General features: G+C 53.0%; 20 protein-coding genes. 2 read left to right on the top strand and 18 right to left on the bottom strand.

The annotated features are described in order from the left end of the window. The first annotated feature begins 71 nt into the window (after positions 1–71). Positions 72–1,067, top strand: a complete 996-nt coding sequence (locus DEP07_RS00230; RefSeq protein ID WP_173599539.1) for an ABC transporter substrate-binding protein — start codon at positions 72–74, stop codon at positions 1,065–1,067. Between the two features lie 101 nt (positions 1,068–1,168). Here DEP07_RS00230 and cls read toward each other — a convergent pair whose 3' ends face one another. Both cls and DEP07_RS00220 read right to left on the bottom strand, forming a co-directional pair. Further along, positions 1,169–2,617, bottom strand: a complete 1,449-nt coding sequence (cls, locus tag DEP07_RS00225; protein WP_122962495.1) for a cardiolipin synthase — start codon at positions 2,615–2,617, stop codon at positions 1,169–1,171. A gap of 83 nt (positions 2,618–2,700) precedes the next feature. Continuing rightward, positions 2,701–3,645 carry an aminopeptidase gene (locus tag DEP07_RS00220; protein WP_287101958.1) on the bottom strand — a complete coding sequence of 315 codons (945 nt, stop codon included), beginning with the start codon at positions 3,643–3,645 and terminating at the stop codon, positions 2,701–2,703. 314 nt (positions 3,646–3,959) lie between these two features. Here DEP07_RS00220 and DEP07_RS00215 point away from each other — a divergent pair, with 314 nt between their 5' ends. Continuing rightward, complete coding sequence (locus DEP07_RS00215) at positions 3,960–5,243, top strand: haloacid dehalogenase-like hydrolase (RefSeq protein ID WP_063228874.1); 1,284 nt, start codon at positions 3,960–3,962, stop codon at positions 5,241–5,243. 116 nt (positions 5,244–5,359) lie between these two features. On the opposite strand, the gene mdh is transcribed toward DEP07_RS00215, so the two are convergent. The 16 genes from mdh to DEP07_RS00135 form a co-directional block, all read right to left on the bottom strand. After that, positions 5,360–6,301 carry a malate dehydrogenase gene (gene mdh / locus DEP07_RS00210; RefSeq protein ID WP_122962493.1) on the bottom strand — a complete coding sequence of 314 codons (942 nt, stop codon included), beginning with the start codon at positions 6,299–6,301 and terminating at the stop codon, positions 5,360–5,362. 33 nt (positions 6,302–6,334) lie between these two features. Next, the gene (gene eutC, locus DEP07_RS00205) at positions 6,335–7,279 is read right to left on the bottom strand and encodes an ethanolamine ammonia-lyase subunit EutC (RefSeq protein ID WP_287101957.1); all 945 of its coding nucleotides are present in this window, start codon (positions 7,277–7,279) and stop codon (positions 6,335–6,337) included. A 20-nt stretch (positions 7,280–7,299) separates the two neighbouring features. Next, entirely contained in the window at positions 7,300–8,661 is a 1,362-nt protein-coding gene (locus DEP07_RS00200) for an ethanolamine ammonia-lyase subunit EutB (protein ID WP_122962491.1), read from the bottom strand. Between the two features lie 20 nt (positions 8,662–8,681). Further along, entirely contained in the window at positions 8,682–10,142 is a 1,461-nt protein-coding gene (locus DEP07_RS00195; protein WP_122962490.1) for an ethanolamine ammonia-lyase reactivating factor EutA, read from the bottom strand. Between the two features lie 158 nt (positions 10,143–10,300). Continuing rightward, positions 10,301–10,897, bottom strand: coding sequence for an ANTAR domain-containing response regulator (locus DEP07_RS00190; RefSeq protein ID WP_425266752.1), 597 nt, complete (start codon positions 10,895–10,897; stop codon positions 10,301–10,303). Then, positions 10,863–12,323 (bottom strand): sensor histidine kinase, encoded by a 1,461-nt coding sequence (locus tag DEP07_RS00185; RefSeq protein ID WP_063228868.1) that lies wholly within the window; start codon positions 12,321–12,323, stop codon positions 10,863–10,865. The genes DEP07_RS00190 and DEP07_RS00185 overlap by 35 nt, the downstream gene beginning before the upstream one ends. A 75-nt stretch (positions 12,324–12,398) precedes the next feature. Next, positions 12,399–12,842 (bottom strand): EutP/PduV family microcompartment system protein, encoded by a 444-nt coding sequence (locus DEP07_RS00180; RefSeq protein WP_063228867.1) that lies wholly within the window; start codon positions 12,840–12,842, stop codon positions 12,399–12,401. After that, positions 12,839–13,180 (bottom strand): ethanolamine utilization microcompartment protein EutS, encoded by a 342-nt coding sequence (gene eutS / locus DEP07_RS00175; RefSeq protein ID WP_063228866.1) that lies wholly within the window; start codon positions 13,178–13,180, stop codon positions 12,839–12,841. Before eutS ends, DEP07_RS00180 begins: the two co-directional genes overlap by 4 nt. A gap of 2 nt (positions 13,181–13,182) precedes the next feature. After that, positions 13,183–13,470 (bottom strand): EutN/CcmL family microcompartment protein, encoded by a 288-nt coding sequence (locus tag DEP07_RS00170; RefSeq protein WP_063228865.1) that lies wholly within the window; start codon positions 13,468–13,470, stop codon positions 13,183–13,185. 4 nt (positions 13,471–13,474) lie between these two features. Continuing rightward, on the bottom strand, positions 13,475–14,293 hold the full coding sequence (locus DEP07_RS00165) for a hypothetical protein (RefSeq protein ID WP_173596318.1): 819 nt from the start codon (positions 14,291–14,293) through the stop codon (positions 13,475–13,477). Positions 14,294–14,309: 16 nt separating this feature from the next. Further along, on the bottom strand, positions 14,310–15,089 hold the full coding sequence (pduL, locus tag DEP07_RS00160) for a phosphate propanoyltransferase (protein ID WP_063228863.1): 780 nt from the start codon (positions 15,087–15,089) through the stop codon (positions 14,310–14,312). A 6-nt stretch (positions 15,090–15,095) separates the two neighbouring features. Next, the gene (gene eutM, locus DEP07_RS00155) at positions 15,096–15,383 is read right to left on the bottom strand and encodes an ethanolamine utilization microcompartment protein EutM (protein ID WP_005827515.1); all 288 of its coding nucleotides are present in this window, start codon (positions 15,381–15,383) and stop codon (positions 15,096–15,098) included. Positions 15,384–15,425: 42 nt separating this feature from the next. Then, positions 15,426–16,919 carry an acetaldehyde dehydrogenase (acetylating) gene (locus tag DEP07_RS00150; protein ID WP_173596317.1) on the bottom strand — a complete coding sequence of 498 codons (1,494 nt, stop codon included), beginning with the start codon at positions 16,917–16,919 and terminating at the stop codon, positions 15,426–15,428. Beyond that, the gene (locus tag DEP07_RS00145) at positions 16,919–17,410 is read right to left on the bottom strand and encodes a BMC domain-containing protein (protein ID WP_063228861.1); all 492 of its coding nucleotides are present in this window, start codon (positions 17,408–17,410) and stop codon (positions 16,919–16,921) included. The genes DEP07_RS00150 and DEP07_RS00145 overlap by 1 nt, the downstream gene beginning before the upstream one ends. Positions 17,411–17,445: 35 nt before the next feature. Beyond that, positions 17,446–18,096 carry an ethanolamine utilization microcompartment protein EutL gene (eutL, locus tag DEP07_RS00140; RefSeq protein WP_063228860.1) on the bottom strand — a complete coding sequence of 217 codons (651 nt, stop codon included), beginning with the start codon at positions 18,094–18,096 and terminating at the stop codon, positions 17,446–17,448. Positions 18,097–18,223: 127 nt separating this feature from the next. Then, positions 18,224–18,557: hypothetical protein (locus tag DEP07_RS00135; RefSeq protein ID WP_287101951.1), on the bottom strand; the 334-nt coding region annotated here is incomplete at its 5' end.

Here is an 18,557-nt window from a genome sequence, read left to right as displayed (position 1 = left end):
TGGATGAGTCAAACGGTTCACGGTAAGATGAAGCTTGTTGTTGAGAATCATTTTCATTCAGGAGGGTATTCATGAAACGATCTCGCATACAAGCGTGTCTGTCCGGCATTATGCTCTTTGCCCTGCTTCTTTTGACAGCATGCTCCCAAACGGCTCCAAGCCAGTCCGAGCAGCAAACCGCTTCACCAGCACCTGCTTCTGAGCCTGCCAAAAAAGAGACGCGTGTCATCAAGCACGCAAAAGGCGAAGCAACGATTCCAGTCAAGCCAGAGCGCGTCATTGCCTTGCAATACTTGAGCAATATGCTCGTCCTCGGTATAAAACCGATTGGCGCGGTGCAAGGTCACATGGAAGGGGCTGACATGGCCCCGTTCGTAAAAGGCATCGAAGTGGTAGGCGATTACGATTCCTACAATCTCGAAAAAATCTTGGAGATGCAGCCCGATCTGATTGTGACCGACACTGAGGTAGAGCAGCAAGTTTTTGAGAAGCTGCAAAAAATCGCTCCTGTAGTCGCAATCGATTTCGATAAAACCGACTTCATCGGCCACACGAAGCAAGTTGCTGACGTCCTCGGAAGACAAAAAGAGGGCGAAGAGTGGATCGCCAAGCATAACGCCAAAGTCGAAGAAGCCCGCAAGCTGGTGCAGGCCAAAATCGGCAAGAACGAAACAGTCGCAGCCTTGAACGTCCGCGCAAAAGTAATCAAAATGTACGGCGCGCGCAATATGGGGCACGTCCTGTACAACTCGCTCCAACTGACGCCGCCCGCTCCGATCAAGGCCGAGCTGGACAAAGACCCTAACTTCTGGTCCAAAGACATTTCCATGGAGCTGCTGCCAGAGTATGCGGCCGACCATATTTTCCTGATGCTGTTCCCAGGCGAAGATGCCGCTTCCTACTTGAAAGAAATCGAAAGCAGCAACCTGTGGAAAAACCTCCCGGCTGTGAAAAACAATCATGTGTATATCGTCGATGTAGACAGATGGCTTGGCTACGATCCGATTTTGATTGAAAAACAACTGGATGAAGCTGTGGAATATTTGACAGGCGCGAAAAAGCCTTAAAGTACCTCGCTGAACTGGGAGTGACGCCCGGGACGCGCAAAAAACGAAAGGACCCCCAACCCGTGAAAAAGATTCACAGGGCCAGCGGGTCCTTTTTCTTGTTATAAAATCGGTGACAACAGCCGTGTCAATGATTCCTGCATCCGCGAACGGAGCGGACGGTTCAAATACTCTTCCATCGTCATTTCCCGGCAATCCTCCAGATCAGCCTCGAACAGCTCCTCCAGTTGCTTGGCCATCTGCGAATCGTACAGGAACACGTTCGTCTCAAAATTCAGCTTGAAGCTGCGAATATCCACATTCGCTGTCCCTACAGAAGAAAGCTGCGTGTCCACCACCATCGTCTTGGCGTGCATGAAGCCTTTTTCATACAAATAGCAGCGGACACCGCTTTTCAACAGCTCCCCCAAATAAGAGTGGGTCGCCCAGAAAACCATCAGGTGGTCGGGCCTGCCTGGCACCATCACGCGCACGTCCACTCCTGACATCGCCGCCATCTTCAGCGCTGTCAGCATGCTGTCGTCCGGAATGAAGTACGGTGTTTGCAAGTAAATCTTTTTCCGCGCCTTGTAGATCATTTTCAGAAACGCGTGCTTGATTTGCTGTTTCTCCGAATTTGGCCCGCTGGACACGATCTGGCAACCAATCGTCCCTTGTGGCTCATTCATTTCCGGGAAATAGGCAAACGACTCCTGTATTCGCTTGGGAGCGGACAAATTCCAGTCCAGGAAAAAGCGGGCCTGAAGCATGTAGACGGCTTTCCCCTCGATTAGCAGGTGGGTGTCTCGCCAATACCCCAGCTTTTTGTCCTTGCCCAAATATTCATCCCCGATGTTGAAGCCGCCGATATAGCCGCTTTTCCCGTCGATGATCGTCAGCTTGCGGTGATTGCGGAAGTTGACCCGGAAATTAAGGAACGGGATCGACGAAGGGAAAAAGGAGACGACCTCCCCGCCCGCTTCCACCAGCGGCCGGAAAAACCGCGAAGGGACGCCTGCCGACCCTACTGCATCGTACAGCAGCCTGACTTCTACGCCTTCGCGCGCTTTCTTCGTCAGCAGCTGCACGAGCTGTGTTCCGAGTTCATCATCATTGAAAATATAATAGAGCAAATGAACGTGCTCTTTTGCCTCTGCAATCTGCTTGAACATAAGGTCGAACAAGCTGTGCCCTTCGGCAAACACCTGAATAGCGTTATCTTGCGTATAGTAAGCACCGTCGCTCACCACGTTCATGAAAATCATGTCCCGATGCCGTTCCATCGCCAGATCGTTCACTTGCAGCTCGCCTTGTTCCAGAAGCTTTTTCTGCTTGTCGACAGCCGCCCGAAAATGCGAGAACTCTCCCTGGCGGAGCCGATACAGCTTTTTCTTGCTCAGTCTTTGCCCAAAAATCAAATAGAAGAGAAACCCGATACCCGGCAAAAACAGGAGAACCATCAGCCAAGCCCAGGTAGCCGCAATGTTGCGCCTCTCCATGAAGATGAGAACAGCGGCCAAAACCAGGTTCCCTGCCGTAATGACCGCCACAATTTGCTCCAGCAACAACATCACATCACATCCGCCTCAAAGGATATGCTCCCATCATACACCATTTGTGATCGGGATTCATCCTGGCTCCCGGGTCAAGTCGGCTACTGTCCCAAAAGCTTCCCGCTTTTCATGATGCATGTGTCGTCCAAATACACATCCGGGTCTTTGACCACCAGATCGATGTGCACTCCCGCCACAATCGTGCCGCCGAATGTGTTGTTGCTGCCAAACGCAACGTGAATCGTTCCGTACACTTTTTCGTCTTCCAGCACGACTCCCGTAATTCGTGCCTTGTCATTCGTTCCGATCCCAAATTCGCCGAGCAGACGGCCGTCTTGATCGCCCAAAGTTTGCAGCAGTCGCTCAGCCGATGCGCCTTCTGCCTGCGTGATCCGTCCTTTTTCAATCGTCAACAAAAGGGGCGAGTCGATTTTGCCAATCCCGGCGATCGAGCCGTCCACGAGGATTTGTCCCTCTGCCGTTCCTTCCAGCGGTGCCACATACGCTTCTCCGGAAGGCAGGTTGCCCGATTCACCCGGATTGACATACATGCCTGTGCTCGGCACGCCATTGCGTCCGGCGATGGAAAAAGTGAGCGATTTTCCTGCCTTTTCAATCCGCACGGTACTGGCTGCGGTCAGCAGCTCGGTCACTTTTTCCGTCAGCACTTTCACTTGCGCATAGTCGGCAGAAATCGCCCCTTCGAGGAACATGTCTGCGGTGATGCCTGGCATGGTGGCAAGTCTCGTCCCGTTTGCCGCTGCTTCTTTGCGCGCTTTGGTGTGCGTCAAGGAATGCTCGGTCACACACACGACCACGTCGGCACTCTTCATCGCCGCTGCTACCGCCACAGGCGGCTCCTGCCCGGACTTTTCACGCTCTGTCATCACTATCAGCACTGACTCTGCTCCAAGCTGCTTGCCGGCTTCCCATAGCGCCTCGCCAAGCTCCCGCTTCGGTTCGTCCGCGACTACCAGAAAAGACTCGTTTGCTTTTAACGCCATGCAATTGGTCAAAATGCCCTTGCTCGTCTCGATCAGCTTCACCGTTCATCATCCTTTTCCTGACATCTCTTTATTCATTATGTCCATCACGAACCTGCAAACCTTTTTGACTTCGCGTTCTTTTCCACCCACTCCTGCCTGGCAGACAACTGGCGAAATTTTCTTGATTTTTTGGCTGAATTTAGTATGATGGATGTACAAATAAAAACGCAAAAGACAATGGGGTCTTTTTCTGCGCTTGCGTCAAGCGCCGGGAAGGGCCCTGTTTTTTTGCCTTTGGTCCACTTCCTGAAAAAATGATAGCGTTTTCATTTGGCAAATCGACGAAACTACAGAAAGAAGAGGGGATGACAACTATGTCTCACACACTGGCAAAACGCAGCTTTTGGTGGCTGACACTGCTGATGATCGCTGTTCTGCTCGCGACTACTGTGTCCGCACAGGCTGCCACACCAGCCGCGCAAGCGCTCGACAAGGGGAAATGGGCGCCTGCAACTTATCAGGCTGTCAACGCATTGATTGAGAAAAACGGCATGCAAAATCCTGCCTACAACGCTGCAAAAAAACCGTACGCCGTTTTTGACTGGGACAATACAAGCATCATGCACGACACAGAGGAAGCTCTCTTCGTCTACCAGATCAACCACCTCGCCTACAAAATGACGCCGGAACAATTCGGCAAAGTCATCCGCACCAATGTGCCAGAAGGACCTTTTTCCGATTCGTACAAAAACGTGGACGGCAAGCAAGTGACGCTCGACGCGATCGCAAGCGACCTGGTTGCCGACTACACGTACCTGTACCAAAATTACAAAGGCTTTAAAGGAACGAAGACATTGGAGGAAGTGAAAGCAACGGAGCAATTCGCTGACTTCAAGACAAAGCTGTTTTTCCTGTACGAAGCGATCAACGATACACACAGCAACTCCGTCGGCTATCCATGGGTGCTCTACCTGTTCACCAACATGACGATCGACGAAGTTCATCAGCTTGCCGAGACTTCCAATGACGTCAGTCTGGGCATGGCGATTGAAAAAGTGACCTGGACAAGCCCGAAAGCATTGGCTGGCAAAGCTGGCGTGGTCACCGCTTCTCACACAACAGGACTGCGCCTGACTTCGGAAGTGGCAAACCTGATGAACACTCTGCGCGCCAACGGTATCGACGTGTACGTCGTATCGGCATCGCTTGAGGACGTTGTCCGCGTATTTGCCACTCTGCCAAAATACGGATACAACCTGCCAACTGAAAACATTATCGGCATGCGCTTGAAGACAGAGAATGGCCTGATCACGAACGTGTACCAGCCAAACTATCCAATCACTGTCGGTCACGGCAAAACAGAAGTCATCCAAAGCGTACTCGCGAAAAAGTACGGCTATGGCCCAATCCTGATCGCAGGCGACAGCAACGGCGATTTTGAAATGATGACCGAGCTGGACAGCGTACAACTGTCACTGGTCGTAAACCGCGTCAAAGGCGGCAAAATCGGTCAGCAAGCAGCGAAAGCAGCCGAACAGCTTGGAAAAGCCAATCCAACAGTTGTGCTGCAAGGCCGCGACGAAAACACAGGCATGTGGATTCCGAGCGAAACTACGATCAAGCTGGGCGAAAAAGAGCCAAAACTGATCAGCAAATAAGAACCGAAAGCGCGAAAAACCGCCCTGCCAGTAGGGGCGGCTTTTCTTTGCATTCCCACGAAAAAAGCCCCGCCAAATCCAGATGGCAGGGCTTCCTTCTTCTTTAGCACGCGCGCTTACTGCACAGCTACTTTCATAACCGCGCGAACAGAGTCAGCCGATTTGTCCAGTGCCGCCTTCTCGGAGGCAGTCAAATCCAGCTCGATGACTTTTTCGATGCCGTTTCCACCCAGGAGAGTGGGCACGCCCAGGTACAGGTCGTGGTAGCCGTACTCGCCTTCCAGATATGCGATGGATGGCAAAATGCGCTTCTTGTCTTTCAGGATCGCTTCTGCCATTTCCACCAGGGCAGCGGCAGGCGCGTAGTAGGCGGAGCCGTTTCCGAGCAGGGCGACGATCTCACCGCCGCCTTTGCGCGTGCGCTCGACGATGGCATCGAGGCGATTTTGCGGGATCAATTTGTCCAGCGGGATGCCGCCAGCGTAAGAGTAACGCAAGAGCGGAACCATGTCGTCACCGTGTCCGCCCAGTACGAAGCCTGTCACGTCTTCTACAGAAACGTTCAGCTCCATGGCCACGAAGGTGCGGAAACGGGCGGTGTCGAGTACACCGGATTGACCGATGACGCGGTGTTTCGGGAAGCCGGACGTTTTGAAGAACGTGTACGTCATCGCATCAACCGGGTTGGACAAGATGAGTACGATGGAGTTCGGCGCGTAAATTTTCACTTGCTCCGCTACAGAACGCATGATGGCAGCGTTTGTTGCCACCAGGTCGTCGCGGGACATGCCCGGCTTGCGGGCAATCCCTGCGGTGATGATGACGATATCGGAGCCTTGAATGTCTTTGTAATCGGATGTGCCTGTGATTGAGGAATCAAAACCGAGAACCGGCGAAGATTCCATCATATCCAGCGCTTTTCCTTTGGTCGGATTCTCCAGCTGCGGGATATCCACCAACACGATGTCAGCCAACTCTTTTTGCGCCATGATGAACGCAGTGGTCGCTCCGGTAAAGCCGCTTCCGATGACGGCTACTTTTTTTCTGCGGAATGTCATGGTAGTTCCTCCTCGGGTCATTTTCCACGTATCTTACAAGACCAGCTTCACACCGCTTGCTTTTTGCTCCAGCATTTTGGAGAGAATCGTGCCGATATGTGCTCCCGCCTCAACGGGCGATGTGCCTTGACGGTGAATGTTGGAGATAACGGTACGCTCGGACTCTACCATCCCTTTGCGCGGACGATAGCACATGTAGGCACTCATGGAGTGCGCCGTGACCAGGCCCGGACGTTCGCCGATCAGCATGACCAATACTTCCGGCTCCAAAACTTCGCCGATATGGTCCATGCTTGCTACGCGGCCGCCTTTGACAAAGAACGGTGTGCCGCAGCTAAGCCCGTAGCTTTTCAAAGAGTCCAGCAAGGACGGCAGCACGTCTTTCAGGTTGGCGTCCACCGCGCTGGCGCTCAGACCGTCAGACACGACGATTTGCACCTGCGGTTTCTTTTGGCAACGCTCTTGCAGCAGGCGTACTCCCTCATCCGTGAGAATGCGTCCCATGTCCGGGCGTTTCAAATAGTTCTCGGTGTTGTCGTACTGCGTTTCCACTGTGAACAGGGAGAATTGGTCGAGCACTTCCTGGCGGACTTCGCCGTATACGGCATCAACGGCTGCGGCGTGATCGCGACGCAATTGCAGCATCGTTTTGGTCAATGGTCGGACGCCTGTACGCCATACGCCAATCCGGGCTGGCGTACTTGTCAACAGCTCATCGAGTCCTTCTTTCCATTGCGGATTCGGAATTTGTGCCGTTCTCTCCGGCTCCTCCGATACGTCGGACTGGAAAGCTGCTGCCCCATTCGCTTCCACGCTTGGCTGTGCGCTTGGCTGTGCGCTTGGTTGCATGCTTGCTTCAACCACTTTCTCCACGGCCTGTTCCACCGCTTGCGCAGGAGCTTTTTCTCCCAGCTCAGACAGTTTCTTTTGCAGTTCTGCCACTACTTTGTCTACTAAAAAATCCAATTGTTGTTCCATCCGTCATACACCCCCTCTTCTTACATGAAGATTGTCGGATCGCCCGCTCTTGCCGTCAGCTTGCCGTTTTCCATGATCCCCATTTTCTCCAGCCATTTTTCAAAGGCAGGCGCCGGGCGCAGGCCGAGAACTTCGCGGAACGCAGCGATATCGTGGAAGCTGGTCGATTGATAGTTCAGCATGACGTCGTCCGCCATGGCTACCCCGATGACAAAGTTGACCCCTGCCGCCGAGAGCAAAATACCCAAGTTGTCCATATCGTTCTGGTCAACCTTCATATGGTTCGTATAGCATACGTCACAACCCATTGGCAGCCCGTGCAGCTTGCCCATGTAGTGGTCTTCCAAACCTGCCCGGATGACCTGGCGGCTGTCGTACAAATATTCCGGTCCGATGAAGCCGACCACCGTATTGACGATAAACGGGTTGTACTTGCGAGCCAATCCGTAGCAACGGGATTCCATCGTCACCTGGTCGATGCCGAAATGCGCCTCGGAAGAAAGCTCGGAGCCTTGCCCCGTCTCGAAATACCAGAAGTTCGGCCCGTAGGACGTACCTTCTTTGCGCATCAGCTCATCTGCTTCGTCCAGCAGTTTGACGTCGATACCGAAAGCATTGTTGCCTTTTTCGCTGCCTGCGAGTGATTGGAAAATCAGGTCGGCAGGCGCACCTTGACGGATTGCCCGCATTTGGGTAGTGACGTGCGCCAGAACACAGTTTTGCGTCGGAATCTCCCACTTGTTCATCACTTCTTTGGTCATCGTGAGAATATCTTTGACGCTGTCTGCCGTATCGATAACCGGGTTGATCCCGATAACCGCGTCGCCAATTCCGTAGCTAAGCCCCTCGTACAGCGCTGCCTTGATCCCTTGCACGTTGTCCGACGGATGGTTTGGCTGTACCCGTGCGGCCAGTACGCCTGGCTGGCCAATCGCTGTGTTGCAGTGGGTCACATTGCGAATTTTCGCCGCCGCTGTGATCAGGTCGAGGTTGCTCATCAGCTTTGCTGTTGCGGCGATCATTTCACTGGACAAGCCGCGGCTGATCCGCTTGATGTCGTTCTCGCCCGCATTGTGGCTCAAAATGTACTCGCGCAACTCGGCAACGCTCCAGTTTTTGATCTCGTTGTAAATTTTCTCGTTAATCCCCTCTTCAATGACACGAGAGACCTCGTCTTCCTCTGGAGGAAGCATGGGGTTGTTGCGGATGTCGGCCAAAGTCAAGTCAGCCAAAACCTGCTTGGCAGCTACGCGTTCCCGTGAATCGGAAGCAGCGATCCCAGCCAGCTGGTCTCCTGATTTGTCTTCGTTTGCCTTCGCGAAAATTTCTTTCAAATCGCGAAATTGATAGGTCTGTCCAAGCACAGTCGTTTTCGTGTTCATTTTGTCCACCCCTTTATACGTTACGCCTTCTCGTCAAAAGCGAGGGTTTTTACCACGACCGGGATAATCGTTCCCGAAATCGGCTCGCCCAGGTCGATATAATCGCCATACTCTACCCGCACCTGATCGATGCAAATAATTTCCGGTGCGCCCTTGCAACGCAGCGCCAGCGCCTGCCCCAATGCTTTTGCCATATCTGTCTCGCAGATCACGACCATCGTCTGGCTCTCGGCAAAATAGTGCCGATACTGATCGGACAGCTCCTGGGATATCGTTTGCAGCAACGCATACGAGCAATAGCCGATGCCCGAGATCGCGAGTGCGAACGGGATTCCTGTCGTTTTATCAAAAAGCCGTTCCCCCAGCTGGTAAATCGCCGCCACTTCCTGATGAAGCTGCGCCGGGTTCGCCAACTGCTCCTGGGTAAGCTCCAGCTTGAGAATCGGAATGTTTTTGATCGGGAGCAGCTCAGGCTTGATATGCACAGTCGATCCGCTGATCTCCGTACTTTGCATGCCTGCTCCGATAACCGTAGCCCGCACCGTCTGTTCCGGATCGAGCCAGTTAACCGCGTACGTCCCTTTTTCCCGCTCCTGCTGCAACACGTAACCGAGCAGCGGGCCAAAATCGCCGTAGCGACTCACATCTGCCATGCTTCTTACGGGAGCGCCTTCCATCAGCTTCCCGACCCCGCCGGAAACGGTCAGCTCCTCCACCGGGAAATCGCCGCGCAATTGAGGCCCTACTACCAGCAAGCCCGATATTTGCCGCTCTTTTCCCGTCAAGTAATCCAGCATGCTGCACGCCATCTGCCGCGCCACTTCCGAAATCTCGGCCAGACTGATTCTTTGACCGACCGTGATGCGCAAGCCTTTCGCAGAAAGCCATGCCTGGATGTTCGGCGACACGTACGTAACCATATCTTGCTGGTCCAGGCGAATCAGCCTGCCTCCGACGTGAAAAGTCACCGTCGCAATCGCTCGGCCGCGCTGGAAGTAAGCAGCATTCGCCGTCCCGCCGCCAATATCGACATTGACGATCGTTCCCTGGATCGTTTGCGAGCGTTTTTCCGCCCCCGCGCCTTTGCCTGCCAGCACGCCTTCAAGGTCCGCTCCCGCAGTTGCTACCACGAAATCGCCGGATCGCTCCGCCAGCAGATGAACGATGTGCTGCGCGTTTTTCTTGCTGGCTGTCTCTCCGGTAATGATCACGGCGCCTGACTTGATGGACGACAGACTGATTTGGGCCTTTCTGTACTCCTCTTGCAAAATCGCACCGATTCCTTCAGCGTCAATCTCGTCAAACCCGATCAACGGGGTGGAATGCACCTCACTCGCATACAGCAGCTGCCGCTCCACGATCTGGTAGCGCGGCAGCGAAAACGTGCTGGACATGCGCCCCAACCGCAATCGGCTGACGATCATTTTCGTTGTGCTGGTTCCGACATCGATGCCGACGCTTTGGATCCACTGTTCATCCATAATGAACCTCCTTGAACCATTGGCGTGCCAGACGAGGCAAGCAAAAAGACGCTTGAACAGCCGAAATAATCGCTTCCGGTCTGATACAAGCGCCTTTGCTTCTCTTGCTATCTACTTGTTGCGTTCGTTTCTTTTTATGAAAAAACTGCTCAGAGACATTACCCCTGAGTCAAAATCGTTTGCTCGCCTGAAAGAATTTCTTCCGCCAGCTTCACAAGTGGCATGCGCCGTTGCATGCTTACTTGCTGCATCCATTTGTAAGCGGCCTCCTCCTCTAGGGAGAGCGCGCTCATCAGCTTGCCTTTGGCTTTTTCCACTGCTTTGCGATCCTCGATCTTTTGTTTCAGATCACTAATATCTTTCTTCAGCGACACCACTTTTTCCTTTTGGCTGAGCGCAATCTCGACCGCAGGAATCAGGTCATCTTCGGATACAGGCTTTACCAGATACGCCGTTACCCCGGCTTTGCGCGCATCCAGGACAAGTTCCTTCTGGCTGTACGCGGTCAAAAGAAGGATGGAGCAGTCCGAAAAGGTGCGGATGATCCCACTCGCCTTGATCCCATTCAGGCCCGGCATTTTGACGTCCATGATGATGAGGTCGGGCTTGTGGCGATGAGCGAGTTCGACTGCCTCTTCCCCGTTTTTCGCCTCGGCCACTACCTGATACCCTTCGTTTTCGAGCATCTCGCGCAAGTCCATGCGGATGATCGGCTCGTCATCAACCACCATAATCTTCGGCTGTGTCATCTTCATCCTCCTTTTGGATCGGATAGAGAATGGTAACTTCCGTTCCGTTGCCTGTGTTGCGGAAATGCATGGTTCCTTCCAGGTCTTCCCTGACGAGCGTATCGACGATTTTCAGGCCAAGGTGTCCCTTTTTATGAATATGCTCCATATCCTCGATTCCCACTCCGTCATCCGTAACAGACAGGCTGACGAAATCGTCTTTCGAGACGAGCGCAATCGAGATGCGCCCTTCATGAAGCTCGCGGAATCCGTGAATCATGCAATTTTGAATCAGCTCCGTGACAATTAAAGCAAAAGATGTCGCCTTGTTGGACGGAAGGTACACGGATTCCCCCGTCACGACGACGTGTATGGCTTGCTCTGAACGTCTCATCGAGGAGACGATAATTTTCGATATTTTGGTGAGAATCTCTTTGAAATCGATCTGTTCCAGACCATCTTGCGCCAAATATTCGTGAATAATGGCGATGCTGTTAATCCGGTTGATGCTCTCCCGGTATACTTTCTCAATCTCGTTTGACTGCGACCGGCGCATTTGCAGGCGCAGCAGGCTTGAAATAGTTTGCAAATTGTTTTTCACGCGATGGTGAATCTCTTTGATGACAGCCGACTTGATCATCAGCTGCTTCTCTTTTTCGCGGATGTCCGAAATGTCCCGGAGCAAAATAATGCCCCCGATGATGTCGAGCTTGCGAACGGACGAAACCGCTTTCATCATGATAAAATGCTTCCCTTTTGACAACTCATCCTGAATGTAGCCGCCATGGCGCACGAAATTTTCCGGGGAAACTCTCCAGGAAAAAATGCGTTCGATGCTCTCTCCCTTTTCCGGCCGATCAAAGCCGATCATGGAGAGCAGCTTGTGGGCACGCCCGTTGGCATACGTAATGATTCCGCTCTGATCAAACAAAATCATGCCCTCATGCAGAAGCGAAGAAATCGGCATGTCAGGCACAGCAAACTGAATCAGTGTCTCGCTGAGATGCTCGGTCGTTTCCTTGAGCATTTCGACGTTTTTTTCTTGTTCTACCTGCTTGGAAATGTCTTGCTCGGTAATCAGCGTGCCAATCGTCTTGCCCTCGGCGTTTGTGATCGGTACGACGCTTTGACGCATGACGACCTGCTCTTGCGATACACCTCTGGAGCCGATGACCGGCTTGCCTGTAGTCAGGCAGTACATGACGGCTGGCTCGTTGATCGCAGTCGCCAAATGGCCTACGACTGAACCGCTGTACATGGAACGCGCCGTGCCCGGCTTGGCCTGCGCAACAACCAAAGCAGCACTTCGATCTACGGTCGGGCAGTCGATGAACATGTCTGCCTGCGACAGATCGGCAAAAATTTGCAGTTTGGAAGCAAGGTCCTCCACGATCTGGATGTCGTCCTCACTCAATATCGTAGACGATTTGCACAGTTCCCGTATGGATTGCATGCGAACCTCTTTTCACCTGCTAAGAGTTTGATATTGACTTCATTTTCTCACAGACTCGCTACGGCGGAAAGAGGCTTATTCGCTGACAATTTCTTGCAAATACGCACGCAATTCCGGCACTCCCTCGCTCGTGTAGGAAGACGTCGGGAATATTCTCGCGTCGCCCAGAGACTGGCGCAAGTAGCCCTCCGCTCGTTGTACATCGGCATCGGGATGGTCGACTTTCGTGATGACCCCTACGCAAGCTTGGGGAAAGCCTTGCGCGAAACCTGGGGGAAAGTAGTTGCGGTCGCGAGTGGCATCCTGAACCATCACGACGATGGTCGCCTCCAGCGAGGTAGCCATCAGCGTGCGGTAAAACATCGGATTTTCGCTATACTCGCCCGGCGTGTCAATCACCCAGTCCCGATATTCAAGCGCCTGAGTCTTCCTGGCTGGCTGTTCATCGTTGAACAGCGCTTTGACCAGAGAAGACTTGCCCGCTTCGATAGCACCGATGATCATGACACGGCCTGTCATGATTTCGTCACCAGCGCCGGTGTGAACCGCAGTTTTTCACTCAACACCTGATTGACCGCATCCACTGCCATCTGCACAGCAGAAACATCCCCAACGACAATCAGTGAGCCTGTGAAGCGATCGAGAAATCCAAGCTCGACACCCGCAGCCTTTGTCGCGATATCCGCAGCAATAATGGCTGTTTCTGTCGGTGTCAGGGTCAAAATGCCGATTGCCCCGGCTTCCTTGATCCCCAGCTTGGTGTAAAGCATAGGGTCAGGATTTGCGATCACATGAGCCAACGTGACCTGTTTTCCTGGCACAAATTCCTGTATGACTCGCGAACGTTCCTGTTCCATCGCTATTCCTCTCCTCCTGCGGCCCCCGGCACTTCAAACGAATCCACGATACCTACGATGATCGCATCGATCGGCACGCTGTTGCCCGTGAAAAGAATCCGGGCAGGCGTTCCTCGTGAAACGATGACCTGCTCGCCGATCCCAGCCCCGATCCGGTCTGCTGCGATCACGGTTTGCCCGCTCTCTTCGCCGCGCCAGTCAATCGGCTGAACAACCATCAGCTTCAAATTTTCCATGCCGTTTTCCTTTTGGGTTGCCCAAACGCTGCCGATCACTTTTCCCAAAAACATGCGATCACCCTTTTCCTAAGTAGCTGACCGTAATGCCGCGCTCCCTCATGCTGTCGTAAGCCAAAGGAGAGACAATCGCTCCTTTTTTCACATGCAAGGTCGTATCCCGAAGTTCCGGTTGGGATTTGATCCAGTCAGCCGTAAGCAGCTTGCCGGAAAAAACCGCCTCTGCCTCGTCCAACGCAGTCAATGTCGGCTGTTCAGGCTTTGCCTCCGCTTTTGGCAACTGCGCTTTCAGCTTGGAGACTACGCGATCGGCCAAACGTTTTTGTTCCGCAAACTCTACGCCCAGCTCTTTCATCGCTTCCACGTGGCGCTCGAACAGCTTTTCATAGGCTGGCGTCAGCGTCAATGTTTGCAGGGTGCGACGGTCGGCACGCTTGATGCCCGGCACATCGGAGCCTGCAATGACGAACTTGCCTGTCACGAGTGCGGAAAAGACGATTTCTGCCTTGATCGTGCCTTTCAACCCGGATGCGATTCTTGCCGCATTGTCCAGATCGATTTCCGGGATGACGATACCAGCGTAATCTTTTGGCACTTCCAATGGCGCAGGAGCGTACTCATCCGCAGTCAGGACTTTGCCTGCTCCCCCGCATTCGATCTTGTGCATTCCCAGCCAGGACGAGGTTTCCCCGTCCAGGAAGAGAATGTCGTGGCAGATGCCGTGGTTTTTCAACTGGATAAAATGATCCTGAAACGCCTCATGAGCCTGGCTGTCGCAAAAGACATACAGGACACGAGGTGCTTCAGGTTTCTTTTCTGTATTCATCGACAGCAAAATTTCTTTTGTAATCGATGCCACCATTTCTCTGATGTCCATCAAAGCTCTACCTCCGTTAGCCGGAGTAAAACTGGCCGTTTTTGCCGATCACTTTTACCCGGTCGCCCGTTTTCAAATTGGCGGCATTCCCTTCATCCAAATCGACGTGGAAATCGAGTGCGAACTGTGGATGTACGCGAACAACTACATCCGGATAGATGACAGGGCGGTCACTCTGCGTCGCAAGGATCAGCGTGTCGCCATCCTTCACTTCGTATTGCTCGGCATCCGCAGGCGACATATGAACGTGCCGCTTGGCTACAATTACACCTTTGTCGAGTACAACTGTGCCTTTTGCTGTTACGAGTACCAGACCCGGTGTTCCTTCAATATCTCCGGACATCCGCACAGGTGCGTGCACACCGAGCGCAAAACCGTCAGTACGAGAGATTTCCACTTGTGTCGCGCCACGCGCTGGCCCCAGAATCCGCACTCCGTGAATGCTGCCTTTTGGCCCGACGATTGTCACGGTTTCCTGGCAAGCAAACTGACCAGGCTGCGACAGATCGCGCATTGGCGTCAACTGATGTCCTGCTCCAAAAAGCTTTTCTACATCGGTTGGCGACAAATGAACGTGGCGATTCGATACACCAAGGGGAATTTCCCGCACTGCCTCGGCAGTCTGATTGGTGGAAGGTTGCTGTTGTTGTTCTTCAAAAGATTTCACTTGAATCCCTCTTCCTTTCAAGAAATCTGCCGCTGCTGGTGTGATTTTATCCCCTTTCTCAATGAGAAAGGGGTTTGGGATGCCTGTCTTATGCATTGCTCTCAAAGATGCTTCTGTAATAACTGCCATAGGGGATTACCCTTCGAGCTTAGGCAGGATCAATTCAATGTCTCCGTGTGGACGTGGGATAACGTGTACAGATACGAGCTCTCCTACTTTTTCGGCAGCAGCGGCGCCTGCGTCCGTGGAAGCTTTTACTGCACCTACGTCACCACGTACCATGACTGTTACGAGACCGCCACCTACGTGTACTTTGCCAATCAATTTAACGTTAGCTGCTTTTACCATTGCGTCAGCAGCTTCAACTGCTCCTACCAAACCTTTTGTTTCTACCATTCCCAATGCGGACATTTCTCCAGCCATGTTTTCGTTCCTCCTTAATTATATGGACAAATTTTTAACGTTTTAGGACGTCATTTCAGTTAAAACAGATTTAATGATGTTTTTGATCTCATCCCGGCTCAGGCCGACATTCATGGACGAGACAGCTTGCAGCACAGCTTCTTCCGCCTGTGTCGTTGCAGCAGCTTGCACTGGCGTGGACTCAGGCATTTCTCTCACGCCAAAAGCGACGCGCTTGATGTTGAAGAGATGCTTCGGACCGATGTTGTCGGATGTGATGTTGTTCCCGAAAGAACCGCATCCGAGTGTAAAGGATGGCTGCACGCCAGTCGTTGCTCCGATTCCCCCGAAAGTCGTTCCGGTATTGACCGGGATGCGGGAAGCCGGCATCGCTTGACCGTAGGATGCAATCACATTGTCATCCTGCGCGTGAATCCCAGCGGTGTGCCCCAATCCGCCATGCGTCAAAAGCTCCCGGCAGCGGGCAAACGCTTCGTTGTCTCCCGAAACGGTGTAGAGAGCGAGGATCGGTGCCAGTTTTTCAACCGACATCGGGTACTCTTTGCCTACTCCGGTTTCTTCCGCGATCAGCACTCGTGTTTCGGCAGGAATCGAGATGCCTGCCATTTGCGCGATCACATGCGGGGAACGTCCAACGATTTTGGCGTTGAGCGAGCCGTTCACCATAATAATGGCGGCTACTTTGGCCTTCTCGTTTTCGTCCAGGAAGTACGCTCCTTCGCGCTTCAAGGCAGCAATCATCTGGTGTTTGACCGATTCCTCGATCACCAGTGCCTGCTCGGAGGCGCAGATGGTGCCGTAGTCGAAGGTTTTGCTCTGCACAATGCGCTTGGCAGCAGCAGCGAGGTCAGCGCTGTGGTGGATGTAGACCGGAACGTTTCCTGGTCCGACACCATAAGCAGGCTTTCCGGAGCTGTATGCAGCCCGCACCATTGGCGTACCGCCAGTCGCGAGGATCACATTGGTCAGCTTGTGCTTCATCAGCTCATTCGTCGCTGGAAGCGTCGGCTTGGAGACGCAGTGGATCAAGCCTTCCGGCGCCCCAGCCTGCACAGCCGCCTGTGCCATCAGTCGCGCTGCTTCCAGCGTGCACTTGGCTGCCGACGGATGCGGACTGAATACGATTGCGTTTCTCGCTTTGAGCGCGATCATCGACTTGAAAATAACGGTCGATGTCGGGTTGGTGGATGGTACGATCCCGGCGACGATTCCTACCGGCTGTGCCACTTCCCACACTTTGTTTTCCTCGTCTTTGCGAACGATGCCGACGGTTTTCACGTCTTTGATGGAAGCATAAACATCTTGGGAAGCAAACAAGTTTTTCATCCGTTTGTCCGGGACGTTTCCGAAGCCTGTCTCCTCAACCGCAAGAGCCGCCAAACGCTCGGCATTCTCAACCCCAGCCTTGGACATGGCAGTGATGATCCGATCGATTTGCTCTTGCGTGTAAGTAGCGAGCTTCGCCTGCGCTTCCTTCGCTTGGGCGAGGTACGTACGCACTTCCTGAATGGAATACAAATCAGCGTCGAGTGTCATTATGCTTTGTCACCTCCGCCTTGTTGCTTTTCTTCAATCAGGCGAATGAGGTCTTCTTTCTTCGCCGTATTGATGTCATTGGTCGAGAGCGGGAAATCAGCAAACGAGCGAGCCAGCTTGCGCAGATCGTTGATCGATTGCTCTGCCAGCGTCGGCTCTGCCTTTGCCTGTGCAGGCTGCGGCTTCGCTTCTTCCTGCGCTTCCGAACGCATCAGATTTTTAATCATTTTCGGAACATTTTCATCAGGACGCGGTATGACGTGGGAGTGCAGCAAGCGTCCAACGCGTTTTGCCGCCTCAGCGCCAGCGTCAACAGCCGCCTGAACCGAAGAGACATCTCCGATTACGTAGACCGTTACGATCCCGCCGTCCGCGCCTTCATATGTGGCGACCTTGACGTCTGCCGCTTTGGCAGCAGCATCAGCGGCCGCAATAAGAGCGGGCAAGCCAAGTGTTTCAATCATGCCCAGTGAGTATGCATGAGCGCGCATTTACATTTCCTCCCCTTCAAGAGGGAAAATCCCTTTTATCGTTTGACTGGCTGTCGGGCAACGCTTCTTACAGCGTCGGCAAAAGCATCTGCTGCGGCAGTGCATGCCGATTGGCTTCCAGTAAGCAACGCTCCCCCAAAGTTCGTTTCCGTGGGCGGGCCAAAAAACTGCACCATCTGCACATCTGCTGCTTTGAGGGCGGCGTCAATGCCGTACATGGCCTCAAGCGGCGGAGCGATCAGATAGGCGAGCGGCTCCCCTTCCCTGATTCCGGCGAGCCCAGACAAGTAGCTGCCCGTCCGCGACACGACATGTGCGTAATACGCATGCGTCCCCTCTTCATTTAACGAGTAAAAGCAAGCTCCACTCTCCATGAATGCAACGGCTGCATCGATACCGCTCTCTACCTCCGATGGCGTCGCTCCACCGATCATCCCGATGAACTCGCCGGACAACGGACCGGACGCATTTCCAGATCCTGCATAAAACGACTTGGCGTAAATCACTTCTACAGCTGCCTTTTTCGTCGCCTCATCAATGGCCGTATAGCCCACATCATCAATGGTGGATGTAAGCATCCCCACACTGCGAATATGGGAAGGCAGGTTCAGCTTCTCCGCAAATTGTGGATCGACGTTGGGAATCATTCGGATCGCAAGCGGCGTCGCTCGAATTGGTTTTTCCATGCGTGTCACACTCCTTTCAGACAACTTCCCTTTTCAAAACGCAAAAAAAGGTGCCTAAACACGAAAGAACAAGACTCGTGTTCAAGGGCACCTTTGCCTTTTGTCTATTCACTTGTTTGGATAAGAATCACGCCAATTCTGCGATCTTATTCCTGCTTCTAATGTATGACAAGGCAGGAAAAAATGCAAGCGTTTTCGGTATTCCACGACTTTTCCATATTCCGGTCATTTGGCGGACACAAGCCCTGACTATTCTTGGTGTGTAGCCGGGACAGGCAAGCCTGCAAGCCGGCGCAATGAGCACGATACAACCGAAACCCAAGGAGGAATTTTTTATGAACTGAGACAGGCGATAAAATGACCTTGAACTACGAATCGCATTTCCCTTTTTCTTTTTGCCTAATGCTTGGCGTTCAGAACGAAACTTACGCTTCATGTATGTGAATGCTAATCTAATTCTT

Origin of the sequence: Brevibacillus sp. (assembly GCF_003521185.1) — a bacterium.
GTDB lineage: Bacteria > Bacillota > Bacilli > Brevibacillales > Brevibacillaceae > Brevibacillus > Brevibacillus parabrevis.
Note: the sequence above shows the minus strand (reverse complement) of the source record. Positions and strands in the feature narration are given on the sequence as shown.